The sequence below is a fragment of the Paenibacillus sp. FSL R7-0210 genome (assembly GCF_038009085.1).
GTDB classification, from domain to species: Bacteria; Bacillota; Bacilli; order Paenibacillales; family Paenibacillaceae; genus Paenibacillus_AQ; species Paenibacillus_AQ silagei.
Genome location: NZ_JBBPAR010000001.1, coordinates 1,475,259 through 1,499,091 on the forward strand (window position 1 = coordinate 1,475,259; position 23,833 = coordinate 1,499,091).

The window sequence follows — 23,833 nt, forward strand, 5'->3', positions numbered from 1 at the left end:
CAGAACTTACAAGAGCGTAATAAGCAGCTTGACAACGGGGTAACGCGCTGTCGCACAAAAGAAACAGCATGCAGAAGTACCGGATTCACGGGTAGATGGCAATAAAAAAACTCCCAACCCCCATACTACTGCCGTAGTAAGGGACGAGAGTTCTCGTGGTACCACCCTAATTCACTGCGACGGTTAAGAAGCAGCCTCATTGGCCTGCAAAGGCCACACTGGTAACGGAGTGATCCGATTGTATCTACTCTTGTGTTCAATACAATATCTCAGGAGCGCTAAAGATTAATGTCCGCCACCGGTTCTCACCACCCACCGGCTCTCTGAAGACTGCAAGTAATCTTTGTTCCATCATCGGTTTTTCTTGATTAATTTGTCATAATGTAACATGGTGATGCCAAGTGTGTCAATAGGATTCTTCTGCGCGAGTCCGCCTTGAAGTGGACCGTAAATTTCGTTATGATGCAATAACTGGTCCTACTCGTAGAAGAAAGGGAGCTGCGGCATGATCTCTTTACCGTAATATTGTTCCCGCCACTTGATGAAGTCCTGCTCCTGCACCGCACCGGTGGAGATGAGCAGGGTGACGGAGGACTGGATATCATTCAGCTTCAGCGAGCTGGCGGTCCCGGAATAGATCATGTCATCAATCTTGGCAGTGATATCCTGCGGATCATATCCGGCGTAGATGCCGCGGTTGAGCATGATATTGGCGATGGAAGCATTCTTGAGCAAGAGCGGCATTTTTTTCCACTGAATGAAAGAGAGTGTCTTCAGCTCACTGGACTGCTGCGGAATGGACGGGTGGGTCTTCGACCCCCATTTCAGCATGGAATCATAGAAGTTCTTCTGGGCGAGCAGCCCGAATCTCACGGCACTGGTTGTGAAGTTGTCGCTTCTCAGCACTTTTGCGGCTTCGGCGCCGGAAGCTCCCGCAGTCACCTTACTGGAGGCTTGGGAGAAGAGTGTGAGACTCTTAAGAATATTGAGCTGGGATTCATAGAGCATCGGCGAATTGGTGAAGAGCGAATCCTGGGTTACCTTATCATACTGCTTGTCCGCGAGAATACTCAGATTCTTCAGTGTTGCCGCATTCTGGCGTGCATCCGTGCTGCGGGCAAGAACGCCCACCTGTTCGTTCCAATTGCGCTTGAATTCCCGGTAAGGCAAAAATACGTTATGATAAAAGGTGACAAGATCCTGCTGCTGGTAGGAGCCGGAGAATTCCTGGGCGCTCGGGTGGTCCTTCAGCTGTGAATACTTGGCCTCTGTCTTGTCAGCTCCAACCTTGACTCCCGTGAAAAATGAAGCGAATGCGGATATTAGAAAAAACAAAAACCCTAGTGTGTACATCATTTGAGTGCGGGAGGTACGGCTGTTCATGATTAAGTGCTCCTTCGTATAGGTAAATTAACTTATGTAAAAACATTTATAGAACAGGCAGGTTATAATGAAAAAATTCAAATTGGGTGACATCAAAATTAAAAAGGCCGATCCACAGCAGTTAACAGACAAGCTGTTACTCATTAATCTGTACATTACTCAGGGCCTTACCTTATTTATCGGTTTGATATGGATATTATTACAGAAAAGAAATCCTATTCACATATTAAATTTTCCGGATAGTGTACATTTCGTGTACTGGGGCCTTGGCCTTGCAGTTATTATGCTTGCTGTTGACTTCCTGCTGACCCATATTGTTCCTGAAGACAGCATGGATGACGGGGGGATTAATGAACTGCTGTTCGGCAAAAGGCCGCTGTGGCATATTGTGGTCATTTCGGCGGTGGTTGCGGTGTGTGAGGAGCTGCTCTTCCGCGGAGCGATCCAGCATTCTCTCGGGCCGTACTGGACGAGTATACTGTTTGCCGTTATTCATGTCCGTTATCTGCGGCACTGGATTCCAACGGGCTGGGTCTTCCTCAGCAGCTATGGTCTTGGACTTATCTACATCCATTCGGGCAGTCTGTGGGCACCTATATTGTGCCATTTCCTAATAGATTTGTTCTCCGGTATGGTTATTCGTTACAGGAGGGTATCATGACAGAACAATTAAGCCGGGTAAGGTCCCGCCAGAAACAGCAGAAGAGAGAACAACATCCTCCGGCCAGAGCGGGCAAGCGTCAGCCGGCTTCCGGGGCAGCAGAAGAGCGTGCGGGAAGTCCGGTACCGGTGGCAGGGACCCTGTCCAGAAAGGAGCGCTTATCCGGGCGCAGGGCCTCCGGGAGGCCGGAGCGTGAGGCGGCACAGCAGGAAGGGGAGCAGACTCCTTCGCGTGCGGAGAGCTATCCGTCAGAGAGAATCCGGTTCAGCAAAATGTTCATCAATTCGCTGATTGTTGTATTTCTGATGCTGCTGGGCTTCCTCCTGTGGTGGGGAATTAACGGGGCGCCGGATCTGGGCAGCCTATGGAGTTGACTGCGGTGCTCCTGATTCTATTAGGTGTGAGTCTTGGGGTAGCAGGGGGGATGGGTCTCCTTATGGTTGCTGCTGCCTTCAAAAAACGGTTGAATCATCAGGATATTGTACTGGAGCGGCTTCCTGCCGCGTTCGACGGCTACCGGATACTGCTCATTACGGATATTCACCGCCGCCGTCTGCCGGAGGAGATGCTGACCCCGCTGCGGGGGAAGGTGGACGCTGTCTTCCTGGGCGGTGATATGACGGAGAAGGGCGCTTCCATAGAACGCCTGTTGAACAATATGACTCTGGCCGCTTCGGTTGCGCCTGTATATGCCGTACATGGGAATCATGATTACAGGGCGAATATCAATCTGGTGGATAACATCATCCGGGGAAGCGGAGCCAGGCTGCTGGTGGATGAGAACTGCGTCATTGAGCGGGACGGTGCGCAGTTTATTCTGACCGGGGTGGATTTCCCGCGGCAAGGCGGCAAGAAGGCCTATGGGCCTCTGCCAGCTGTGGCGGATGCGGAAGCCTTCCGGATCATCCTCGTGCATGATCCGCTCTGGCTGTCCCGGCAGCAGGAGATTCCGGCTGACCTGATTCTGGCCGGGCATACCCATGGAGGGCAGGTTGTACTGCCCCTGATCGGGAACCGGCATACCGATGAGTTCTACCGCCGATATAATGCGGGGATGTATGAGATCCCCCGGAGCTATAATGCGGGTCTCCCGCCGCTGAAGATGCTGATCAGCCGGGGGTTCGGTACGGCGCATCTGCCGCTGCGCTGGCGCAGTCCGGCCGAGATGCATGTGCTGACCCTGCGCTGCGGACAGCAGCATTCCGGATCGCAGAGATTCAATGTGATGAACCCATAAGCATGACAAAAAACGGCTGCCCTCCTAACGGGGCAGCCGTTTTTGCTTGTTCATTCAGATCTTAGCGCATCTTCAGCTCAATGCTGCGCGGATCTACAAAGCTGTAGCCCTTGCCCTCAAGCGTAGTCAGCAGAGTGTCAAGTGCCTCTACCGTCCAAGGCAGCTCATGCATCAGGATATTGCTGCCGGAATGCAGCTGATCGGTTACATTCTTGATCAGCTTCTCCGTTTTGCCTGCATCCTTGGCCTTCATCTCCCAGTCAAGGGAGCCATTGGACCAGGTCATATAGAGCATGCCGTTTGCAGCGGCGATTTTTTTGCCTACATCACCGCCGGCACCGTGCGGCGGACGGAAGAAGTGAGGGGTCTCACCGGTGATTTCCTTGACGATTCTTTGAACATCCTCAATCTGCTTCTTCACTTCGGCTTCCGGCTTATCCTTCAGCACGATGTGATCCCAGCTATGGTTGCCGAGTACGCCGCCCCGCTTGTGGATCAGCTCCAGCAGCTCGGGATGCTCCTTCACCCGGTACCCGTTGACGAAGAAGATCGCTTTGGCCTTGTGCTTGTCCAGTGTATCCATCAGCGGATTGATTAATTCCGCTTCCTTCGGCCCGTCGTCGAAGGTCAGCAGGACTACCTTCGTATTCGTGGCCGGATCATTCGGGACAATGTCATAATTCTTGTTCATATGATACAGCAGCGGAACCTGCGCATCGCTGGCTGCCGCAGGCGTGGCCTCCGGTGATGCAGTTGCCTCAGGTGCAGCTGAGGCTGTTACCTCAGGTGCAGGAGATGCGGCTGTCTCCGCCGCCTCTGTTGCTGCCGCAGGCTGTGGCGTCTTCTCCGCCGCCTGGCTGCCTGTATTTCCACTGTTGCTGCAAGCTGACAGCAGACAAGCCGCCAAAAGCAGCGTTATTGTTGCTTTACCCACTTTTTTCATCTCGCTTTCTTGTTGTTTGGCTGTATGAGCGGCTACCTTTCCGCGAACACTAAGCATGATTTTACCATACAAGGAGGTTGGAGATATGAATACTTCGTCATTTCTGTGCGGGGTGCTGATTGGTGCAGCCGCCAGTATGATTATGTCCAAAAAACGCAGCGCCATGATGTCTGCCTTACTGCACTCGAACGGTTCTTCCTATAATGCGGGTGACAAGGCCAAGGACAAAATTATGGGGATGGCCATGACTGGCTTCGGCAGCACGGCAGCGGGCAGCAGTCATGAACACTCAGGCTCTCATGTATCCGGCGGTGGCGATCATAGCGGTGGCGATCATAAAGAGGATTCCCCGTTAAAGTCCAAAGAATCAAATCTGAACATGCTGAAGGATTTCATCCGCAGCAACCCTGATGTGAAGCATGAAGTCGAGCAGATTCTCAAAGATACTCATACCGCCATACCGGGTTTGTAACCGGATTTAACCGCTGCAGAATCATTTTGGCGATGCAGGCATCGCTGAAGTGATTCTTTTTTAATACGGCTTTACATATAATGGGCAGCAAATTGGGCTGAATCTATATTTATTTACGTGCATTTGTAGCTTCAAAATGATAACATACATACATAGTAACCATTTTTGGCTCATTACTCGGGACTCATCATACATTAATATTAAATGAGCTTGCAAAAGGAGGATCCTGTCATGAGAATAGAGCGATTAAGTCAAGATAAGATACGGATTTTCCTCACTTTTGACGACCTGAGCGAGCGGGGCATCCAGAAGGAAGACATGTGGCAGGAGGTTCCCAAGGTGCACGACCTCTTTACGGAAATGATGGATCAGGCGTACAGCGAGCTTGGTTTTGACGCTACGGGTCCGCTTGCCGTGGAAGTGTTCGCATTGCCCGCGCAAGGCATGGTCGTTATTGTGACCCGGGGGAAATATGATCACCATCAGTACGGTGGGGCCGGGGAAGACGAATTGCCTGAAGAGATTTATGAAATGGAAGTTACTCTTGAACAAAGCGACTCCATTGTATATGCATTCCGCGATTTCGAGGTTCTGGTGGAAGCGGCTCATGTGCTCATCGGCAATATTACTTCTCAAGGACAACTGTATTCTTATAATGATAAATGGTACCTCTACTTCGATCCGAAGGAATTTGAAGAGGCTGCGCTGTCAGGGCTGGTAGGCGTGCTCGCTGAATTCGGAGATTCCTCTCCGGTCACTCAGGCTGTTCTGGCCGAATACGGCAAGACGGTTATGGCGGAGAATGCGATTCAGACGCTGTGCAATCATTTCAAACGCCAGGAATAAGAGATAGTGGGTAGGTAGCAGTCCGGCCATAACGGCTTCAGCAGAGATTAGGTATTAGCGCAAGGGAGGGTATTCGGTGCTTTTGTTATCGGTCATTTCGTCAGCAGTTGCACCGGGACTTGCGCTGCTGACTTTTTTCTATCTGAAAGACAAGTATGATCAGGAACCGCTCCATATGGTGCTTAAGGTGTTCCTGCTTGGCCTGATGATCGTGCTGCCTGTGATGATTATCCAGAGGGGACTGGTGCTGGGGCTGGACGGCGGTCCTTATGTGGATTCCTTTCTGATCTCAGCCGGGGTGGAAGAGGCCCTGAAGTGGTTTGTGCTGTACCATATGATTTACAATCATACCGAATTTGACGAGCCCTATGATGGAATACTATATGCCGTAGCGATTTCGCTCGGCTTCGCAACAATAGAGAATGTAATGTATGCATGGTACAGCAATGCTTCAATCGGCACCATGATTCTAAGGGCGCTGCTTCCAGTCTCCGGACATGCCATGTTCGGGGTAATTATGGGCTACCATATGGGCAGAGCCAAGTTCTCCGGCGGGGTCAAGACCCGTAAGATTCTGCTGATTTCATTGCTTCTGCCCTGGCTGTGGCATGGAATCTATGATTTTCTGCTCGCGACGACGGCTAATTATTGGATTTGGTTTATCGTGCCCCTGATGGCGGTCCTATGGTATAGAGGCATGGGGAAGGTAGCGCGGGCCAACAGCCGTTCCCCGTTTCGCTTTTTGAAGCGTGAGGAAGAGGTTAACCTATAATCGAGATGGACACACTTAATCCTACAGGGCAGTTCCTTAAGGCAAGGAATTCCAGAAAGGAGAGAGAGGTGTCTTTTTTTGCGAGTAAAAGTTCGGATTGTCTGCAAGCAGTGCGGCGAAACCTACATATTAAGAGGGAACAAGGAGCAGGGGGTTGTCCAGACCGGCTTCAAGCAATGTCTGTGCAGCTGTGTAAGCGGCTTCGAGATTGAGGAACGGGCCTAAAGACCGGATTCTTGAAAAAGTGCATAAGTCTTCTCAGTTATTGTCAAACTAACGGCAATAAGCTACTGAAAGGAGCTATGCGGACCTATGTACAAAAGATTAAGTGCCATAATGTTCCCGCTTACCGCACTCTTGCTGCTTGGAGCGCTCGTCTGGGGGTATCAGGAGAATCAGGAGAAGAATTCGATTCTGATCAAAGCGGAGAATCAGTATCAGCGCGCATTCCATGATCTCTCCTTCCATGTGGAGCGGCTTCACGGTGAGCTTGGCAATACGCTTGCGGTGAACACTACCTCTAACGGAATGCACCGCAAAGGACTGGTCAATGTATGGCGGATTACCAGCGAGGCGCAGAACGAGATCAATCAGCTGCCGCTGACGCTGCTGCCGTTCAGTGAGACGGAGGAGTTCCTCTCTAAGATCTCTAATTTCTCCTACAAGGCTGCGGTGCGTGACTTCACGAAGAAGCCGCTGACAGAGGGGGAGATGGCGAATCTGAAGACGCTCTACCAGAATTCGGCTGAAATCTCCAAGGACCTGCAGAAGGTTCAGGACAAGGTCATCGGCAAAAAGCTGCGCTGGATGGATGTAGAGACTGCACTGGCTACAGAGCAGAAGGCCGAAGACAACACGATCATCGACGGATTCAAAACCGTGGATAAACGCGTGGCGGCATACCCGGAGCTGGACTACGGCCCTTCGGTTGCAAGTATCTATGATAAGCGGTCGGTGAAAAAGCTGGGCGGCAAGCCGGTTACGGCTGACCAGATCAAGGGCAAGGCGATGAAGTTCGCCGAGCTGGGCGGGAAGGCACAGGTGAAGATTCAGGAGAATGGGAAGGGAACGGAGTGGGCTTCTTATACAGCCACTGTGACTTCCAGTGACCATAAGGAGCCGGTCTCGATGGACTTCACGGCGGAAGGCGGACTGCTGATCTCTTACAACGACAACCGCGAGGTAGGGCCGGCCAAAGTATCCATGAAGCAGGCTGTGGAGAAGGCGGGTAAGTTCCTGGAGAAGAAGGGCTATCCCGGCATGACCGCAGTCAGTGCGGACCGGTACGATAATCTGGGCAATCTGACCTTTGTCAGCAGCCAGGACGGCGTGCTTATCTATCCCGAGAAAATGACGGTTCGTGTCGGGCTGGATACGGGGGAGGCTATAGGGTTTCAGGCAAGCGACTATGTGAATGAGCATAAGGAGAAGCGTGTGCTGCCGAAGCCGAAGCTGTCCCTGGCTGAAGCCAGAGCGATGCTTAACCCGGAGTTCAAGGAGCTCTATAACCGGCTGGCCTGGATCGAGAATGAAGATGCGGTGGAGCTGCTGACCTATGAATTCGGGGGCAAAATCAACGGCTCACAGTTCAGGATTTATCTGAATGCCGCAGACGGTAATGAGGAAGCGGTGGAACAGATCCGCACCTCCTCGGGAGCACAGGATAAATAGCCGGACTTTCCATGGGGACAGCTAAAACCGGCTCTATAAAGAAGACGCATTTCCGGAAACGGAGGGCGTCTTTTTTTTGATGCTGAAACTATAGGCTGCACGCCGGTTGCGGCTGTTGGCGTTCAATGCCTAATAATATTTCTGACCTGCCTCAAGAGGGCATGCTATAATCGGTTTAGCATTTATTACTAACTCAAGCGGCGGTGACAGGTTTGTATCCCAAAATCAATGAATATCTATACCTCCAGGTCGCATCCAGCGATGCGGCAGAGTCTGAGATCCAGTACCGGGCAAGGATTGCTGATATGGAGGACGAGAGCATCCTGATAGAAATCCCCATGCAGGAGAGTAACGGCCGGCTTAAGAAGCTGTTTATCGGTGACGAGCTGTCGGTCTATTTTCTCACAGAGGGCGGCATTAAGAATTATTTCAATACTCATGTGCTCGGCTTCAAGGAAGATGTCATCCGGATGGTCCGGCTGCGCAAGCCTGCGGTAGAGTCCATCTTCAAAATTCAGCGCCGCAGCTTCTTCCGCGTCAATGCCGAGCTGGAGCTGGCCGTGAAGGATGCCCTGGGCAGCCGGTTTCTGGTGCGCACCGAGGATATCGGCGGCGGCGGGACATCATTCTTAAGCGATGCCAAAATTACATTAGGGGTGGCCGACAAGCTGGCCTGCTGGCTGCTCGTCTCCTACCGCAACGGAAGCACGGAGCATGTTAATTTCGAAGGCGAGATTGTACGGATCAAACCGCTGGAGACCGGACGGAATCTGGTCATGGTTAAATTCTCGGCCATTTCCGATTCGGAGCGGCAAAAAATTATCCGGTACTGCTTTGAACGCCAATTCGATTTCCGCAACCGCTGATTCCCTGCGCAGGAATCTTCAAGAGGGCCCTGAATCAGCTTTTTTCTCCCTAAAAAACCTCAATGTCATTTTGCACTGGGGTTCAAACTGTGGTATAATTTTATAAGTCGCAGGCAATGCCTGCTTTTTTCTTGAGAATATCAGCAAGTTCCTAGAGAGATATGTCGATATGCGTATTTCTGCGGAAGAGTGTTTGAGGAGGAATGCCCCGTTGGACAGGCAGGATACACATACTAACGACCGAATTAACGTCGCCATCGACGGACCTGCCGGGGCAGGCAAGAGCACTGTAGCCCGATTGGTAGCACGGGAGCTGTCTTACATTTATGTAGACACGGGTGCCATGTACCGGGCAATCACCTGGTATATGCTTCGTGAAGGCATAGCTGCAGAGAATCATGAGCTGGTGGACCGGAAGGTCCAGAATATGGCGATTGAGCTTCTGCCTGAGAAAGATGTGCAGAAAGTGCTGATTAATGGGGAAGACATGACCCCGCATATCCGCAGTCTTCAGGTCAGCGGCCAGGTGTCGCAGTATTCGAAGATTGAGGGTGTTAGATCCAGACTGAGTCACTTGCAGCGTCAGATGGCGCTCCGCAAGGGAGTCGTGATGGATGGCCGGGATATCGGTACAACCGTACTGCCGGATGCCGAAGTGAAGATTTTCATGACGGCAAGTGTGGAGGAGCGTGCTCTCCGTCGTTACAAGGAACTGAAGGATACGGAAACAGTGACTCTCCAGCAGCTTGAACATGATATTGCAGCGCGGGACCGGCTTGATGAAGGCCGGGAGATTTCACCGCTGTGCCGTGCCGAGGATGCTATTCTTCTGGATACGACGCATATGGATATCCTTCAGGCCGTGGAAGCCATCGTCTCCCACTGCAGAACCTATGTTAACGGGGAGAGAAATCATCTATGATTTATGCATTTTGCGTGGCCTTGCTTCGTATGATTTATGCCATTCTGTTCCCGCTCAAGATTGTGGGAAGAGAGAATGTGCCGAAGGAGGGTGGAGTTCTGCTCTGCGCGAATCACATCAGCCTGCTTGATCCCATGACGATCGGCATTAAGCTGAAGCGACAGGTAAGATATATGGCCAAGGCGGAATTGTTCAATGTTCCGGTGCTGGGCTGGCTCATTAAGCAATTGGGCGCATTTCCTGTCAAGCGTGGCGGCGTAAGCAAAGAATCCATTAAGACGTCCCTCAATACGCTTCGCAGCGGACATGTGATGGGCATCTTCCCGGAAGGGACGCGGAACTCCGATTCAGGTTCAGCCAAGAAGGGTGCGGCAAGCTTCGCGCTCCGCAGCGGCGCAGCCGTTGTGCCGGCAGCCATTATCGGGTCCTACAAGCCGTTCCGCCGGATGACTGTTGTATATGGGGCGCCCATAGACCTCAGCGCATTTGAAGGTGCGGGAAGTGATTCTCTGGACGCTGTAACCGATGTTATTATGGGACGCATCCATGAAATGATCAGTACCGGCAAGCCCAGTTCGCGGTAAGTCCGGGAGTCAATTTTCTGTTTCTGTGAATAGCTTATAAATTACAGCATAACCGCTATTTTTTGGAACATACTAATCAGCAAAGTGAAATGGTTTAACGAAGCAATGATTGTTTTGAACCCTGCTCTACGCGGGTTTAAATAAATGGGGTTTTGAATCGAGGAGGGTAATCACATGTCTGAAGAAATCAAGAATCAAGAAGCTGCGGATAACGTTGAGAATAACGAGACCGTAGATAAGGCAGAAACTGTAGAATCCGCTGTTACCGAATCTGCAGAAGTTGTTGCCAGCAATGAAGAAGAAGTGACAAGCCAGGAAGGTCTGGAAATCATTTCTCTGAAAAAAGGCGATACCGTGAAAGGAACAATCGTCAAAATTGAAGATAACCAAGCTTATGTAAGCATTGGATATAAATACGACGGCGTTATTCCTATTCGCGAATTGTCTTCCGTTCAGCTGGACAATGCCGCAGCAGCGGTAGAAGTCGGCCAGGAAGTGGAATGCAAGGTTGTCAGCATCAACGACAACAAGGAGAGCCTGGTGCTTTCCAAGCGTGCCATCGACAGCGAGAAATCATGGGAAGATCTGGAGAAGTATTTCGCTTCCCAGGAATCCTTCGAAGTTACTGTAGCTGATGTTGTCAAAGGCGGCCTTGTGGCTGACGTTGGCGCACGCGGCTTCATCCCGGCTTCCATGGTTGAGCGTCACTTCGTTGAAGATTTCAGCGACTACAAGGGCCGCACACTGCGTGTCAAAGTGAAAGAGCTTGACCGTGAGAACAGCAAGGTAATTCTCTCCGCCAAAGAAGTTCTGGAGGAAGAATTCGAAGCTAACAAGCAGAAGATTATGGCTGAGCTGTCTGAAGGCCAAATCATCGAAGGTACGGTTCAACGCCTGACTCAATTCGGCGCATTCGTTGATGTTGGCGGCGTAGACGGACTGGTTCACGTATCCGAGATTGCTTGGAACCACGTAGAGAAGCCATCCGATGTAGTATCCGAAGGCGACAAGGTTCGCGTGAAAGTACTTAAGGTTGATCCTGAAAAGGGCAAAATCAGCCTCAGCATCAAAGCAGCTGCTCCAGGTCCTTGGGATTCCGCAGCAGGCAAGATCAACATCGGCGATGTAGTTACAGGCGAAGTTAAGCGCCTTGTGAACTTCGGCGCATTCGTTGAACTGCTGCCAGGCGTTGAAGGCCTTGTGCATATCTCCCAGATCTCCCACAAGCACATTGGCACTCCGCATGAAGTGCTCAAGGAAGGACAGGAAGTACAAGTGAAAGTGCTTGACTTCAACCCATCCGAGAAGCGCGTCAGCCTGAGCATCAAGGAAACTGAAGAAGCTCCGGCTCCTTCGGCCAGACCAGAACGCAGCAACAGCAGAGACAGAGCGCCTAAGGAAGTGCTGAACAATCCTAACGTATCGCTCAGCAACGAAGGCCTCAGCTTCACACTGGCTGAACGTTTCGGCGACAAGCTGGACAAATTCAAGGGTAACAACTAATCCCTTTGTTATCTCATCATAACGGGTAAAGTAATCGGCGAGCCCTCGATCAGAGGGTTCGCCGATTGTCTGTTCCAGGGCATACAGGATAGTGGCAATACATGGGTAAGACGGTTAGCCAATTGGAATGTTTTTTGCTATGATGAGTAACGTAAGGAAGACAGGAGGAATGAATATGGCAAGACCCGTAGTGGCCATTGTCGGCAGGCCTAACGTCGGAAAGTCGACGATCTTTAACCGGCTGATTGGCGATAGACTGGCCATCGTAGAAGATAAACCGGGGATTACACGTGACCGGATATATGGAGTCTCCGACTGGAACGGCAAATCCTTCAGTGTCATTGATACTGGCGGGATTGAGATTGACGGAGAAGACGCGATTCTGAAATCCATCCGTGTTCAGGCGGAGCTGGCGATTGAGGAAGCGGATGTGATCGTCTTCATGTGCGAGGCGAAGAGCGGACTCACGAGTTCGGATGAGGAAGTGGCGCAGATTCTGTTCCGTTCCGGCAAGCCGATCGTTCTGGCTATCAACAAAGTGGATAACATGAAGCGCACCGAAGATATTTATGAATTTTACACCCTTGGAATCGGTGATCCGATCGGCATTTCAGGAAGTCACGGAACCGGAATCGGCGATCTGCTGGACGCGGTTGTTGAACGTCTTCCGGATAAAGTGGATGAGGAATATGATGAAGATGTCATCCGTGTAGCCTTGATCGGACGTCCGAATGTGGGTAAATCCTCACTGGTTAATGCCATTCTGGGCGAAGAACGCGTTATTGTCAGTGATATTGCGGGGACTACACGCGATGCGATTGATACGCCGTTCGAACGGGATGGCCAGCGTTATGTGCTGATCGATACAGCGGGCATGCGCAAACGCGGCAAGGTCTATGAGAACACGGAAAAATACAGTGTAATGAGAGCCATGAAGGCGATTGAGCGTGCTGATGTTGTACTCGTTGTAATCAACGGGGAAGAAGGCATCATCGACCAGGACAAGCATATTGCCGGGTATGCCCATGATGCGGGCAAGGCTTCGGTCTTTGTTGTCAACAAATGGGATGCCATTGAGAAAGACGACAAGACGATGCAGAACTTTGAACGCAACATCCGCGATCACTTCCTGTTCATGAGCTATGCTCCAGTGGTATTTCTGTCTGCGCTTACGAAACAGCGTCTGCAGAAGCTGCTGCCTGTCGTGCAGCATGTCGCCCAACAGCACGCCCTGCGGATTACTACCCATCTGGTGAATGATGTGGTATCGGATGCCGTGGCGATTAATCCTCCGCCTACGGACAAAGGCCGCCGTCTGCGCATTAACTATGTCACCCAGGTGGCAACGAAGCCGCCGACCATCGTGGTATTCGTCAATGATCCTTCGCTGATGCACTTCTCCTACGAACGTTACCTGGAGAACAAGCTGCGTGCAGCGTTCAATTTCGAGGGTACACCGATCCGCCTCTTTACACGGCGCAAATCCGAGAACGAAGGTTAGGGGAGAAGAGTAGTGGCGTTTGAACTTCTGGTTATCGTTATAAGCTATCTGCTTGGCTCCATCAGCTTCAGTGTACTGCTCGCCCGGCTGCTTAAGGGGATTGATATCCGCCAATATGGAAGCGGCAATGCGGGAGCGACCAATACACTGCGTGTGATGGGGAAGGGACCGGCCATACTGGTGCTGTTTCTGGACGTACTGAAGGGAATTGCCGCAGTCTGGCTTGGCACATGGGCCGGGGGATGGGGGAGCTGGGTCGCAGTGGTCTGCGGACTGGCTGCCATCATCGGGCATAACTGGCCGGTCTATTTTCACTTTCGCGGGGGAAAAGGGATTGCAACGACGATTGGAGTGATGGCTACACTGGTATTCTGGCCTGCACTGATTGCCGGGGCGATTGCCATTCTCGCTATTATACTTACACGGTATGTCTCGCTGGGCTCGCTGATCTTTGTGGCTCTGACTCCAGTGTGTCTGCTGTTCACGGAGCATACGACCCCGGAGCTATGGGGAAGCCTGGTCATTGTAGTGTTCGCCTTCTGGCGTCACCGCAGCAACATCGTGAAGATCTCGCAGGGCCGTGAGAACAAAATCGGCTCCAAAGCCAAGGAGGGGAATCGCGTTGTCTGATAAAGTAACCGTGCTGGTCGCGGGCAGTTGGGGAACTGCGCTGGCTACTGTGCTGGCGGCTAACCACTCGGGGGTTTATCTGTGGACGCGAAAGCCTGAGCAGGCTGCCGAGATTAACGAAGCACATACGAATCATCATTTCCTGCCGGGGGTTAAGCTCCCTGGAAATATTATTGCCACCACGGACATGGAGACTGCCGTCTCCGGTTCGAAGGCGGTAGTCATTGTGGCGCCTTCTTCCGGAGTGCGCCAGGTGGCGCATAGCCTTAAGCCGTTCTGGAAGGAAGATATGCTCTGCATTCACGCCACCAAGGGCTTTGAGACCGAGACCATGAAGCGGATGTCTACAGTGATCTCGGAAGAGCTGGGCTGCAGCGAAGGCGATATTGTGGTGCTCTCCGGGCCGAGCCATGCTGAAGAAGTGGTACGGCTCTGTCCGACCACGGTCGTCGTGGCTTCACCGGATGAGAGCCGTGCCAAGGCGGCGCAGGGGCTGTTCATTAACAACGACTTCCGTGTGTATACCAACAGGGATCAGCTAGGGGTAGAGCTGGCTGGTGCACTGAAGAATATTATCGCGCTGGGTGCGGGGCTGTCCGACGGGCTGGGGTTCGGGGATAATGCGAAGGCGGCACTGCTTACCCGCGGCCTGGCCGAGATCTCCCGGGTCGGGGTAGAGATGGGTGCGAATCCCTTAACCTTCTCCGGCCTTGCCGGACTTGGTGACCTGGTCGTGACGGCAACAAGCCAGCACAGCCGCAACTGGCGCGCCGGCTCCATGCTGGGCCAGGGCCAGCCGCTGAATGAGGTGCTGGACTCGATGGGGATGGTTGTCGAAGGCATCCGGACGACGGAGGTGGCTTATGCGATCTCGCTGAAGCTGGGCGTACAGATGCCCATCACCGACCAGATTTATCATGTGCTGTTCAAGGGCAGAACACCGCGTAATGCGGTGGAAGCCCTGATGGGCCGTGACCGTAAGACAGAGATGGAGGCCATCTCCCAGGAGACCTGGGAGCAGTGGCATTCCTGATCACGTTCACCTTTTGCCGGAATATCTCATATGTTGTTAATGGGGATTGACGGAGGAGGGATGAACAGTGAGCAGAGATTTTTCCAAGGATGCTTTGAACGCCATCAACAAGAAGACGGGCAAAAACATTTCGGAAGGTGCCATCAAAAAGCTGGCCGGTACGGTTAAGCCGGGCACCACACAGAATGAAGCCCAGCTCCGCCAGTTAATTAAACAGGTATCAGCTATGGCTAAAGTGCCGGTCAGCGAGGCTACAGTGCAGGAGATCGTCAATGCTGTTAAAAAAGGCGGCGCCGGTTCCGGTACGATGGAGTCTTTAATGAAAATGATGCTGAAAAAATAGCATATCCGTGAAGTAAGCCATTCCTGCCGGGATGGCTCCTTTTCAGACTGGGCATAACTCCGGAAGGTAAGCTGATTCCGTGGTTGATGCCCTTTTTTCCATCGCCAGGGGCTAATCTGTAAATTAATACTTAAAAAATGACGGATTTCACGCTATAATAGTCGCAATCCGGGAAAAGTGAAATGGAGGCGCATGACCTATGGACCCGATGACAAAAATGTGGCTGTCTCTGATTGCGGTACTGATTATGGGCTTATCCGTTTTTTTGATTACTTTTGCACGCAGCAAGACGAAGGGACTGCTAAGAGCTGTTTTATCGGTCATTGCTTTTGTCATCCTGCTGATCGGAGTTCTGGGCGGGGCCGCTTCAATTATGTAAGCATTTACATTATACTCAGGCAGACGTGTTTCTGACAGAATCGTTAGTTGATTTTACAGGAATGGGGCGTGTGTAGTTTGATGGCCGGTTCAGGAATTCCTTATGTGCTGGAGACGGCACTGGGCAGCATAGCGCGGGAGCTGGATATTATCGGGCCGGGTAAGCCGCCGGTGTGGCTGCTGGGGGGAAGCTGCGGTCTGCTGCTGCACGGGGTTCAGCTGAGTGCTGCTCCGCGCGATATTGACCTCTATTGTGATTTGGAGGATACCGCGCAGCTTCATCGGGCACTGCTGAGATACACTGTCTGCGCACCGGAGGAGGATTATAGCGGAGGCTGTTACTCTCTGCGCGGGCTCTACTTCATCGGAGAGGTGAAGGTTGAGCTGGTGGGCGGATTCAGGATCGGCAGCGGCTCCGGGCAATATTCAGTGGATATCAGCAAGCTGCAGCCCTATGCCCGGGAATGTACGTTCGAAGGGAGCGGCCGCCTGGCCCTGATGCCGCTTGTCCATGAGCTGATCTTCAATCTGCTGCGCGGCAGGGAAGAACGCTGCCGGGCGATTGCGGAGCTGATGAAGCAGGATGTAGCCGGTCATCTGCCGCTTCTGGAGCAGCTCATTGAGGAGAATCATCTGGAAGCCGACGGCCTGCAGTCTAGGCTGGACGAGCTGCTGGGGATATCCGAATCTATACGTATATAACCTGATTCCAAGGAAGGAGGCTGTAAGATGAATGCGAAATCGCAAATAACGGTCACTTTCCTTCCGGAACAACGCACAGCTTCTGTCAAGCATGGGGTTACGCTGCTGGAGGCTGTGCGCAAAGCCGGAATCGTCCTGCCTACCCGCTGCGGGGGCAAGGCGGGATGCATGATGTGCAAAGTGTCCGTAGAGCGTACGGATGCCGCGGGACTCAGACCTCCTGCGGAGGCGGAGAAGCGCAAGCTTGGCAGCCTGCTGAATGAAGGCGTCCGCCTGGCCTGTCAGGCCGCTGTATGGGGCGACGTCCAAGTGCATATTCCCGAGGACCCGCTGAAGGCGGCTGTACGCCGCAGACTGGAAGCGGCACGCCGTGGCGAATCGGAGGACTTATGGTGATGGTTACTCCCGGCGCCAATGCAACCCTAAACGAACAGAGAGGAGCCCTGCTAGTGGACTCCATGCATCTGGTGAAGCTCCGGCAGAGCCGGCACAGGTCTGCGATGCTGCTGCCGCTGCTTGTCCTGCTGATCTTGTCTCTAACCGGCTGCATGTATCCCCGGGAGCAGCAGCAGCCCGGCAGCAGTTACCGCGAGAGTGTGAAGCGGGTGCAGGCGGCGGTCGATGATTATCAGGAGCAGAAGGGGCTGCTGCCGATCTTGACCAGCGATCAGGACACGCCCAGATACGAGAAATTCGTGATTGACCTGAATAAGCTGCAGCAGGAAGGGTACCTGGACGAGATCCCGGCAGCAGCGTTCGAGAAGGGCGGGAGCGCCCATTTTCTGGTGCTGGATGAGGAGACGGACCCAAAGGTCAAATTAATGGACCTGGTGACCGTGCAGAAGGTTAACGATATCCAGCGCAAGGTGAACCTCTATAAGTCTGCGCACGGCGGGAAGCTTCCGGCAGGGGAGGAGCTGTATCCGGGCCTTGTATCTATCGATGCCAAGCGGGCAGGGACAGGGACAATCAAGCTAAGCAGCGTATATTCGGGCCAGCCGCTCGGGCTCCTGATGGATCGCAGCGGGGCAGTCTATGTTGATTACGGTGCGGATATCTCCTCTGCCATTGATAAGAACGGGAGCAGTCCGGCGGCAGACCGTGACCTGCGTCTGGAGCTTACGCAGGCCTCCTATTATGTCCCCGTCAAGTCTCTCCCTTATCTGTGGGTGGATGGCCGTCCCCTCCCGCAGGCTCCGCAGGAATAGCAATATACTATTATAAATTAAGGCAGCAGTTCTCCGAGAGCGGGGGTTGCTGCCTTTTTGTATGGGGAGTCTCAGAATGGATAGTAGTTCTAGGCCGCAAGCCGCCCTCATAGACTTGATGAGAAGACTTCCGGGTGTCTTGACGCAGTGGCGAGCTAGTGGCGAGCTAGAGCGGGTATACGAAATTTCAGATGTAAAAATGCGCGGACGCTGGTCATAAATCCGTTACGGATACATATGATGATACTAGTCCAAATGCATGTCCGAGCATTCGGAGTTTAGCGCGGGGCAACCTTGCTTCGCCTCAGGCAAGTAAGCTAGGCTTCGGGCGGGCAAAGCTTAGTCCGGTGGTTGTCCTGCAAGGGTCAGTTTGCCGGCGGAACGCGAAGTCGATGCTCTTCAGGCATTTTTTCTTCGGAGTAATATGAGGAGGGGATCTCTTTTGGAAAAAGTGGATATTTTCAAGGACATTGCCGAGCGTACCGGCGGAGACATTTATCTTGGCGTCGTCGGCGCGGTTCGCACGGGGAAATCGACATTCATCAAGCGCTTCATGGAAACGATTGTTCTGCCGAACATCACGAGTGAAGCAGACCGGGTAAGAGCGGTCGATGAGCTGCCGCAAAGTGCGGCAGGCAAAACTATTATGACTACCGAGCCTAAATTCGTACCCAACAATGCGGTGCAGATTAAGGTGGCCGAAGGCCTGGAGGTTAACGTCCGGCTGGTCGATTGTGTAGGCTATGCAGTGGAAGGCGCAAAAGGGTATGAGGATGAGAATGGTCCGCGGATGATCTCGACCCCATGGTTCGAGGAACCGATTCCTTTCCAGGAAGCGGCTGAAATCGGGACACGCAAGGTCATTCAGGAGCACTCGACTCTGGGTGTGGTAGTGACTACCGACGGTACGATTGCCGAGATTCCACGGAGCTCGTATGTCGATTCCGAAGAGCGCGTGATCGCAGAGCTGAAGGAGGTCGGCAAGCCGTTCGTGCTGGTCATCAACTCCACCCGGCCGCGCAGTGAGGAAGTCCAGCAGCTCCGCAGTGAGCTTGCCCTCAAATATGATATTCCGGTGATGACGCTCAGCGCTGCGAATATGACTGAGGACGATGTGACTGGTGTCCTGCGTGAAGTACTGTATGAATTCCCAGTACATGAAGTTAATGTTAACCTGCCGAGCTGGGTGATGGTGCTGGGCGAGAATCACTGGCTGCGCAGCAGCTATGAGAATTCCGTCCGTGATACCGTGAAGGATATCCGTCGTCTGCGCGATGTGGACCGCCTGGTCTCCCAGTTTACCGAATATGATTTCATCGACCGGGCAGGCCTCAGCGGCATGAACATGGGCCAGGGGGTAGCCGAGATTGACCTCTACGCTCCCGAAGAGCTGTATGATCAGGTGCTGATGGAGGTAGTCGGGGTCGAGATTCGCGGCAAGGATCACCTGCTCCAGCTGATGCAGGACTTCTCCCACGCCAAGCGTGAATATGACCGCTTCTCGGAAGCGCTGGAAATGGTTAAGACCACGGGGTATGGCATCGCCGCACCTTCTCTGGCCGAGATGGCGCTGGATGAGCCTGAGCTGATCCGCCAAGGCTCCCGCTTCGGAGTCCGGCTGAAGGCTACGGCGCCGTCGATCCATATGATCCGGGTGGATGTCGAGTCGGAGTTCTCGCCGATTATCGGTACAGAGAAGCAGAGTGAGGAGCTGGTGCGCTACCTGATGCAGGACTTTGAGAATGACCCGATCAAAATCTGGGAATCCGATATCTTCGGCCGGTCCCTGCATTCCATAGTCCGTGAGGGCATTCAGGGCAAGATCGCGATGATGCCGGACAATGCCCGCTACAAGCTGCAGGAAACGCTGGGCCGGATTATCAACGAAGGTTCAGGCGGCCTGATCGCCATCATCCTCTAAATGAAATAGGCTTGTCCTTTGGAGCGGGAGCTTTTCCCGCTCTTTTGCTCTTTCCGGGCCCTTTCGCTGCTAGAGTGGAAAAGGGGAATTCTCCCTGGAAAGCTTCCGCTTTTACGGCATAACTGGTAGTAATAGACTGCGCAATTGCAGCGGAATGAAGGGAAACCTGCTACTTTCTGCTCCTTTTTTGAGGAACGCCTTGATATTATGGTTGGGCTGTATTACTATAAGTTTGTTGCGCTTCTAGAAGAGAGGCGCCAGTTTCTAGCATTAAACGGGATTATCACGTATATTTTACGTTGAAACGGAAAGAGTGTATGATACCGGAACTTTTAACCAGGGAGGTGAGAAGACATGAATAAATCAGATTTGATCAACGTAGTTACAGAAGCAACTGAACTTCCCAAAAAAGACGCTACGAAAGCGGTAGATGCTGTTTTTGAAGCTATCACAGGTGCACTGCAAAGCGGCGATAAGGTTCAGCTGGTTGGCTTCGGAAACTTTGAAGTGCGCGAACGTTCCGCACGTAAAGGCCGCAACCCGCAGACTGGTGAAGAAATCGAAATTCCTTCAAGCAAAGTACCGGCTTTCAAACCCGGTAAAGCGCTGAAAGACGGAATCAAATAAAGATTTCTACATATCTGCCCCATAGTCCTTGAATACCAACGATGCCGCCTTCCAGGGCGGCATTTGTTTTTGAGAGAGGCTCATAAACTTTGAGGAGGATTACAATGACTGAGAAGAAGAATGAAGTGAATCCTGCACCGTCCGGCAGCGACTATATCGTAGTCAAGGCTAAGGAGAACGGTGTTCAGGTCATCGGGCTGACCAGAGGGCTGGACACACGGTTTCACCATACGGAGAAGCTGGACAAAGGCGAGGTGCTCATTGCCCAATTCACCGATCACACCTCAGCAATGAAAATCCGCGGCAAGGCTGAAATCTGGAGCAAACACGGACAATTAGAGAGTGAAAGCTGAAAAGCAGGCATAGCCTGCTTTTTTTCAAAATATAACTAGATATGGGCCGCTCTGCGGTGCCGTATAATCCTGCATAGCAGCGGAAACTATGAGTAGGGAGGCATGTTATGAACCGGAGCTGGCTGATCGGAACGGCGTTGCTGCTTAGTGCAGCTACTACCATGCTGCTGCCGCAACTGGCCGGCAACGTTATAACTGCCCAGAGTAACTATAGCGCAGTACAGACGATAGGCCCGGATGGCCTGGTACTGGAGAATGACAATCTGGTAGATGCGCTCAGTGAGATTCCCTTCAGTCTGATGATTGACAAGGCAGGCTGGGAGAACGGGGTATTGTCTATGGATCTCAAGGTGAACGGTGATGCCCACGAACCGCAGGAGCTGTACCGTAACATGGCTCTGGCTATCGGGTTCGCGATTCAGGAGACTTCGAACGTAGACCAGCTGCTGCTGCGTGTGGTGGCAGAGGATAGGTGGCTGGATACCCGCCGCCTGCTCCTTGCCGGTGATATCCGCCGCAGCGAGTGGAGCCCCCTGCTGCAGGAGGCGCTGGAGAACGCAGGAAATTCGCCTCTTCCCGATTCGCTGAAGAACGGCTTCCGCATTAGCGAAAGCGAGCTGTGGAAAAAGCAGTTCATATATCCCTGAACCGGGTAATTGAAACTAGAAGGCTTCACCCGTGCGTGACAAAAAAACATGTGATATAATAGACAAGATTGTGAACAATGAGTTTGACAAACGTCAATGGCTTCGGAGGCTAAAATGAAACCGTACCGCATACCGCAACTGGCTAAACCCTACACCGACTACGATATGATTCAGCGGCATACGGAACTGCCGCCGTTCTCAGACGGGCGGGGTCATTTGTTATATATTTTTCTCGGCAGGGGCCGGGGGGCAGACTTCCAGCAGGCAGAGCTGTTCACCCTGGTGACCGGACTCGTCCAGCTTGGACTGGATACCCATGAGAGCATTGACCGGAATCATGAAGAGCCCGGCGGCGATATGATGCGCACCCGCCAGCTGAAGGTTCTGGCCGGTGATTATTTCAGCAGCTGGTTCTACCATCTGCTCGCGAGACACGGTCAGGTTGAAATGGTTGGCATATTGAGCGCGGCTATCGCTGATTTCAATGTGATGAAGGCCAATCTTTACGGCAAGATGAGCGGAACGCTTGTCCCGGCCGAACAATACTTGAAGCACACGGTACAGCTCAATATGCGGCTGTTTCTTTCTTTTACACCGATGATTGAAGAGTCCCTTAGAGATATCTGGCAGAAGCTGCTCGCCGAATTCAGCCAGTGTGAGACAGCAGCCCTGGAATTGCGCCGGGGGACAGCTCCGGCAAGTGCGCTGGAGGGCTATGCTTACTGGAAGGTGATGGAGTCGGCGACTGAAGAGGAGCGTCAGCAGCTTAAGGGGCAGACTCTGGATCCCAAGGATTGGCAGAAGCTGAAGCTGAGATGCAAATGCGATACGCTGCTGACGGACAAGCTGCATAGCTCGCTCGCGTCCATTCAGTCGTTATTGCAGGGGATCAGGGACGAGGATCTGGCGGGTCAGCTTAGTGCTGCACTGGACCGCCTGCTTCTGCAAATGAAAATTTCCGGACAAGCTGCCGTGGAGGGTTAGAGAATGACAGTAGATAAAGTTACCGTAACAGGGGGGCAAGGCGACAAGCCGAAGGAGCAATTTGTCCATTCGGTATTTGAGAGCATTGCCGGCAAGTATGATCTGATGAATGATATTCTGAGCTTCCGGCGTCATAAGGCCTGGCGGAAGTTCACCATGCGCAAGATGGGCATGAAGCGCGGCGACTCGGCAGTAGACCTGTGCTGCGGTACCTGTGATTGGAGCATTGCCCTCGCGGATGCGAGCGAGACCGGAAATGTCATGGGACTGGACTTCAGCGCAGGCATGCTGGAGGTGGGACGGCGTAAGGTGGAAGCGCGCGGACTGCAGGACCGCATCTCCCTGATTCAGGGGAATGCGATGGAGCTGCCGTTCGGTGATAATTCCTTCGATTACGCCACGATTGGCTTTGGACTTCGTAATGTGCCTGATCCCGTACAGGTGCTGAATGAGATGAAGCGCGTGGTGAAGCCCGGCGGTATGGTGGTCTGCCTGGAGCTGTCGAAGCCGATGAAGCAGCCGTTCAAAGGTATTTATTATTTTTATTTCCAGCGTGTGCTTCCGCTGCTCGGCAGGCTGTTCGCCAAGCGGTATGAGCAATATAAATGGCTTCCTGAATCACTGGCACTCTTCCCGGACAGGAAGCAATTAGAGGAGATTTTCCGGGATACCGGACTTACAAAAGTGGAATCGTTCCCCTTGAACGGTGGCATCGCGGCGTTACATCTTGGACTCAAGGAGAACTGTAATGTTTAAGAAAATCGGTATTTTTCTACAAATGATTAAATTCGAACACACGGTTTTTGCTTTACCTTTTGCCTTTATGGGGGCCTTGCTGGGTTCAGTAGTTATGTTTGGGGAACTGCCCTCCTGGAGCCAGATCGGATGGGTGGTTGTTGCTATGTTCGGCGCACGCAGCGCGGCTATGGGGCTTAACCGACTGATCGACCGGATCAGTGATGCGAAGAATCCGCGGACAGCGGGCAGAGCCATTCCGGCAGGATTACTGAAGGTTGGAGAGGTAACGCTGTTCATCGCGTTCTCGTTCTTTTTGCTGTTCTGGGCAGCCTTCAAGCTCAATCCGTTGTCAGCGAAGCTGCTGCCGATTGCTGTTTTTCTGCTGGTCCTCTATTCCTTTACCAAACGCTTCACCTGGGCCTGTCACCTGATTCTCGGGCTTACAATTGCCCTTGCGCCTCTTGGCGGCTGGGTTGCTGTTACAGGAACAGTGGACTTGACTGCTATGATCTTCTATTTCACGATCGTATTCTGGACAGCAGGCTTTGATATCATCTACTCCTGCCAGGATGTGGACTTCGACCGTAAGGAAGGACTGTATTCGATTCCGGTGCGCTTCGGGGTGGCCCGTGCGCTGGGGATTGCCAAGGTCTTTCATCTGCTGACAGCCCTGGGCTTCATCTCTCTCTTGTTCATCACGGAACTGAGCTGGTGGTATGTGGCCGGCATGGTGATTGCTTATATTATTTTGTTCTATGAGCACTACATTGTGTCTCCGGGTGATCTAAGCAAGCTACAGACCGCCTTCTTCACCATGAACGGTGTACTTAGCATTGTGGTCTTTTCCTTTACTCTGATTGACCTGGTGGTGCAGTTCTACAAATGACCGAACTTAAGCCTAAGAACTT

The 23,833-nt window shown here is 52.6% G+C and carries 29 protein-coding genes and 1 other annotated feature; of the genes, 27 read left to right on the forward strand and 2 right to left on the reverse strand.

Annotated features, from left to right (window positions below):
• Nucleotides 1-136 precede the first annotated feature (136 nt).
• Nucleotides 137-364 (reverse strand) — a binding site (T-box leader).
• A gap of 113 nt (nt 365-477) precedes the next feature.
• A complete protein-coding gene (locus tag MKY64_RS06245) occupies nt 478-1,383 on the reverse strand; it encodes a hypothetical protein (protein ID WP_340951637.1) in 906 nt (301 codons plus the stop codon).
• A 67-nt stretch (nt 1,384-1,450) separates the two neighbouring features.
• Here MKY64_RS06245 and MKY64_RS06250 point away from each other — a divergent pair, with 67 nt between their 5' ends.
• The 3 genes from MKY64_RS06250 to MKY64_RS06260 are packed head-to-tail and all read left to right on the forward strand — an operon-like array spanning nt 1,451 to nt 3,281.
• The gene (locus MKY64_RS06250; protein ID WP_036698166.1) at nt 1,451-2,044 is read left to right on the forward strand and encodes a CPBP family intramembrane glutamic endopeptidase; all 594 of its coding nucleotides are present in this window, start codon (nt 1,451-1,453) and stop codon (nt 2,042-2,044) included.
• Entirely contained in the window at nt 2,041-2,418 is a 378-nt protein-coding gene (locus MKY64_RS06255) for a hypothetical protein (RefSeq protein WP_340951639.1), read from the forward strand. The genes MKY64_RS06250 and MKY64_RS06255 overlap by 4 nt, the downstream gene beginning before the upstream one ends.
• Complete coding sequence (locus tag MKY64_RS06260; RefSeq protein WP_340951640.1) at nt 2,409-3,281, forward strand: metallophosphoesterase; 873 nt, start codon at nt 2,409-2,411, stop codon at nt 3,279-3,281. Before MKY64_RS06255 ends, MKY64_RS06260 begins: the two co-directional genes overlap by 10 nt.
• Before the next feature lie 61 nt (nt 3,282-3,342).
• On the opposite strand, the gene MKY64_RS06265 is transcribed toward MKY64_RS06260, so the two are convergent.
• Nucleotides 3,343-4,215, reverse strand: coding sequence for a polysaccharide deacetylase family protein (locus MKY64_RS06265; RefSeq protein ID WP_445671692.1), 873 nt, complete (start codon nt 4,213-4,215; stop codon nt 3,343-3,345).
• A 94-nt stretch (nt 4,216-4,309) separates the two neighbouring features.
• Here MKY64_RS06265 and MKY64_RS06270 point away from each other — a divergent pair, with 94 nt between their 5' ends.
• The 24 genes from MKY64_RS06270 (at nt 4,310) to MKY64_RS06385 (ending at nt 23,811) form a co-directional block, all read left to right on the forward strand.
• A complete protein-coding gene (locus MKY64_RS06270) occupies nt 4,310-4,696 on the forward strand; it encodes a hypothetical protein (protein WP_339249358.1) in 387 nt (128 codons plus the stop codon).
• Nucleotides 4,697-4,927: 231 nt separating this feature from the next.
• Nucleotides 4,928-5,542: a genetic competence negative regulator gene (locus tag MKY64_RS06275; protein ID WP_036698160.1), complete on the forward strand. Its 615-nt coding sequence runs from the start codon at nt 4,928-4,930 to the stop codon at nt 5,540-5,542.
• A gap of 76 nt (nt 5,543-5,618) precedes the next feature.
• Nucleotides 5,619-6,314 carry a glutamic-type intramembrane protease PrsW gene (gene prsW / locus MKY64_RS06280; protein ID WP_036727336.1) on the forward strand — a complete coding sequence of 232 codons (696 nt, stop codon included), beginning with the start codon at nt 5,619-5,621 and terminating at the stop codon, nt 6,312-6,314.
• 78 nt (nt 6,315-6,392) lie between these two features.
• The gene (locus MKY64_RS06285; RefSeq protein ID WP_179090427.1) at nt 6,393-6,539 is read left to right on the forward strand and encodes a hypothetical protein; all 147 of its coding nucleotides are present in this window, start codon (nt 6,393-6,395) and stop codon (nt 6,537-6,539) included.
• 87 nt (nt 6,540-6,626) lie between these two features.
• A complete protein-coding gene (ypeB, locus tag MKY64_RS06290; RefSeq protein WP_036727334.1) occupies nt 6,627-7,985 on the forward strand; it encodes a germination protein YpeB in 1,359 nt (452 codons plus the stop codon).
• A gap of 212 nt (nt 7,986-8,197) precedes the next feature.
• The gene (locus MKY64_RS06295) at nt 8,198-8,851 is read left to right on the forward strand and encodes a flagellar brake protein (protein WP_340951645.1); all 654 of its coding nucleotides are present in this window, start codon (nt 8,198-8,200) and stop codon (nt 8,849-8,851) included.
• A gap of 211 nt (nt 8,852-9,062) precedes the next feature.
• Nucleotides 9,063-9,773 (forward strand): (d)CMP kinase, encoded by a 711-nt coding sequence (gene cmk / locus MKY64_RS06300; RefSeq protein ID WP_036727330.1) that lies wholly within the window; start codon nt 9,063-9,065, stop codon nt 9,771-9,773.
• Nucleotides 9,770-10,357 (forward strand): lysophospholipid acyltransferase family protein, encoded by a 588-nt coding sequence (locus MKY64_RS06305; protein WP_036727329.1) that lies wholly within the window; start codon nt 9,770-9,772, stop codon nt 10,355-10,357. The genes cmk and MKY64_RS06305 overlap by 4 nt, the downstream gene beginning before the upstream one ends.
• A gap of 174 nt (nt 10,358-10,531) precedes the next feature.
• The gene (gene rpsA, locus MKY64_RS06310) at nt 10,532-11,860 is read left to right on the forward strand and encodes a 30S ribosomal protein S1 (protein WP_076079166.1); all 1,329 of its coding nucleotides are present in this window, start codon (nt 10,532-10,534) and stop codon (nt 11,858-11,860) included.
• Nucleotides 11,861-12,035: 175 nt separating this feature from the next.
• Nucleotides 12,036-13,361, forward strand: a complete 1,326-nt coding sequence (gene der / locus MKY64_RS06315) for a ribosome biogenesis GTPase Der (protein ID WP_036727327.1) — start codon at nt 12,036-12,038, stop codon at nt 13,359-13,361.
• A 12-nt stretch (nt 13,362-13,373) separates the two neighbouring features.
• Complete coding sequence (gene plsY / locus MKY64_RS06320; RefSeq protein WP_036727324.1) at nt 13,374-13,991, forward strand: glycerol-3-phosphate 1-O-acyltransferase PlsY; 618 nt, start codon at nt 13,374-13,376, stop codon at nt 13,989-13,991.
• Nucleotides 13,984-15,024 (forward strand): NAD(P)H-dependent glycerol-3-phosphate dehydrogenase, encoded by a 1,041-nt coding sequence (locus tag MKY64_RS06325; protein ID WP_340951648.1) that lies wholly within the window; start codon nt 13,984-13,986, stop codon nt 15,022-15,024. Before plsY ends, MKY64_RS06325 begins: the two co-directional genes overlap by 8 nt.
• 67 nt (nt 15,025-15,091) lie before the next feature.
• Complete coding sequence (locus MKY64_RS06330) at nt 15,092-15,367, forward strand: stage VI sporulation protein F (protein WP_036698146.1); 276 nt, start codon at nt 15,092-15,094, stop codon at nt 15,365-15,367.
• A gap of 199 nt (nt 15,368-15,566) precedes the next feature.
• On the forward strand, nt 15,567-15,746 hold the full coding sequence (locus MKY64_RS06335) for a DUF2768 family protein (RefSeq protein ID WP_036698144.1): 180 nt from the start codon (nt 15,567-15,569) through the stop codon (nt 15,744-15,746).
• Between the two features lie 80 nt (nt 15,747-15,826).
• The gene (locus tag MKY64_RS06340; RefSeq protein ID WP_340951650.1) at nt 15,827-16,447 is read left to right on the forward strand and encodes a hypothetical protein; all 621 of its coding nucleotides are present in this window, start codon (nt 15,827-15,829) and stop codon (nt 16,445-16,447) included.
• A 27-nt stretch (nt 16,448-16,474) separates the two neighbouring features.
• A complete protein-coding gene (locus MKY64_RS06345; protein ID WP_340951653.1) occupies nt 16,475-16,843 on the forward strand; it encodes a 2Fe-2S iron-sulfur cluster-binding protein in 369 nt (122 codons plus the stop codon).
• 62 nt (nt 16,844-16,905) lie between these two features.
• Complete coding sequence (locus MKY64_RS06350) at nt 16,906-17,655, forward strand: DUF3939 domain-containing protein (protein WP_340958028.1); 750 nt, start codon at nt 16,906-16,908, stop codon at nt 17,653-17,655.
• 442 nt (nt 17,656-18,097) lie between these two features.
• Nucleotides 18,098-19,576 (forward strand): stage IV sporulation protein A, encoded by a 1,479-nt coding sequence (spoIVA, locus tag MKY64_RS06355; RefSeq protein ID WP_036727319.1) that lies wholly within the window; start codon nt 18,098-18,100, stop codon nt 19,574-19,576.
• Nucleotides 19,577-19,930: 354 nt separating this feature from the next.
• On the forward strand, nt 19,931-20,203 hold the full coding sequence (locus tag MKY64_RS06360) for an HU family DNA-binding protein (protein ID WP_019909963.1): 273 nt from the start codon (nt 19,931-19,933) through the stop codon (nt 20,201-20,203).
• Between the two features lie 104 nt (nt 20,204-20,307).
• Nucleotides 20,308-20,556: a trp RNA-binding attenuation protein MtrB gene (gene mtrB / locus MKY64_RS06365; RefSeq protein ID WP_051478165.1), complete on the forward strand. Its 249-nt coding sequence runs from the start codon at nt 20,308-20,310 to the stop codon at nt 20,554-20,556.
• Between the two features lie 107 nt (nt 20,557-20,663).
• Entirely contained in the window at nt 20,664-21,203 is a 540-nt protein-coding gene (locus MKY64_RS06370) for a hypothetical protein (protein ID WP_340951656.1), read from the forward strand.
• Nucleotides 21,204-21,317: 114 nt separating this feature from the next.
• Nucleotides 21,318-22,187 carry a heptaprenyl diphosphate synthase component 1 gene (locus tag MKY64_RS06375; protein WP_340951658.1) on the forward strand — a complete coding sequence of 290 codons (870 nt, stop codon included), beginning with the start codon at nt 21,318-21,320 and terminating at the stop codon, nt 22,185-22,187.
• 3 nt (nt 22,188-22,190) lie between these two features.
• Entirely contained in the window at nt 22,191-22,943 is a 753-nt protein-coding gene (locus MKY64_RS06380) for a demethylmenaquinone methyltransferase (protein WP_036727313.1), read from the forward strand.
• A complete protein-coding gene (locus MKY64_RS06385) occupies nt 22,936-23,811 on the forward strand; it encodes a UbiA-like polyprenyltransferase (protein WP_036727311.1) in 876 nt (291 codons plus the stop codon). The genes MKY64_RS06380 and MKY64_RS06385 overlap by 8 nt, the downstream gene beginning before the upstream one ends.
• Nucleotides 23,812-23,833 lie beyond the last annotated feature (22 nt).

Bases quoted from the DNA above. Each gene is read 5' to 3' on its own strand.
- MKY64_RS06375 (WP_340951658.1), top strand. From the start codon at position 21,318: ATGAAACCGTACCGCATACCGCAACTGGCTAAACCCTACACCGACTAC.
- MKY64_RS06350 (WP_340958028.1), top strand. From the start codon at position 16,906: ATGCATCTGGTGAAGCTCCGGCAGAGCCGGCACAGGTCTGCGATGCTG.
- der (WP_036727327.1), top strand. From the start codon at position 12,036: ATGGCAAGACCCGTAGTGGCCATTGTCGGCAGGCCTAACGTCGGAAAG.
- MKY64_RS06275 (WP_036698160.1), top strand. From the start codon at position 4,928: ATGAGAATAGAGCGATTAAGTCAAGATAAGATACGGATTTTCCTCACT.
- MKY64_RS06340 (WP_340951650.1), top strand. From the start codon at position 15,827: ATGGCCGGTTCAGGAATTCCTTATGTGCTGGAGACGGCACTGGGCAGC.
- MKY64_RS06260 (WP_340951640.1), top strand. From the start codon at position 2,409: ATGGAGTTGACTGCGGTGCTCCTGATTCTATTAGGTGTGAGTCTTGGG.
- MKY64_RS06245 (WP_340951637.1), bottom strand. From the start codon at position 1,383: ATGAACAGCCGTACCTCCCGCACTCAAATGATGTACACACTAGGGTTT.
- ypeB (WP_036727334.1), top strand. From the start codon at position 6,627: ATGTACAAAAGATTAAGTGCCATAATGTTCCCGCTTACCGCACTCTTG.
- MKY64_RS06385 (WP_036727311.1), top strand. From the start codon at position 22,936: ATGTTTAAGAAAATCGGTATTTTTCTACAAATGATTAAATTCGAACAC.
- MKY64_RS06250 (WP_036698166.1), top strand. From the start codon at position 1,451: ATGAAAAAATTCAAATTGGGTGACATCAAAATTAAAAAGGCCGATCCA.
- MKY64_RS06255 (WP_340951639.1), top strand. From the start codon at position 2,041: ATGACAGAACAATTAAGCCGGGTAAGGTCCCGCCAGAAACAGCAGAAG.
- MKY64_RS06380 (WP_036727313.1), top strand. From the start codon at position 22,191: ATGACAGTAGATAAAGTTACCGTAACAGGGGGGCAAGGCGACAAGCCG.
- MKY64_RS06335 (WP_036698144.1), top strand. From the start codon at position 15,567: ATGGACCCGATGACAAAAATGTGGCTGTCTCTGATTGCGGTACTGATT.
- MKY64_RS06370 (WP_340951656.1), top strand. From the start codon at position 20,664: ATGAACCGGAGCTGGCTGATCGGAACGGCGTTGCTGCTTAGTGCAGCT.
- MKY64_RS06305 (WP_036727329.1), top strand. From the start codon at position 9,770: ATGATTTATGCATTTTGCGTGGCCTTGCTTCGTATGATTTATGCCATT.
- MKY64_RS06345 (WP_340951653.1), top strand. From the start codon at position 16,475: ATGAATGCGAAATCGCAAATAACGGTCACTTTCCTTCCGGAACAACGC.
- MKY64_RS06270 (WP_339249358.1), top strand. From the start codon at position 4,310: ATGAATACTTCGTCATTTCTGTGCGGGGTGCTGATTGGTGCAGCCGCC.
- MKY64_RS06360 (WP_019909963.1), top strand. From the start codon at position 19,931: ATGAATAAATCAGATTTGATCAACGTAGTTACAGAAGCAACTGAACTT.
- mtrB (WP_051478165.1), top strand. From the start codon at position 20,308: ATGACTGAGAAGAAGAATGAAGTGAATCCTGCACCGTCCGGCAGCGAC.
- rpsA (WP_076079166.1), top strand. From the start codon at position 10,532: ATGTCTGAAGAAATCAAGAATCAAGAAGCTGCGGATAACGTTGAGAAT.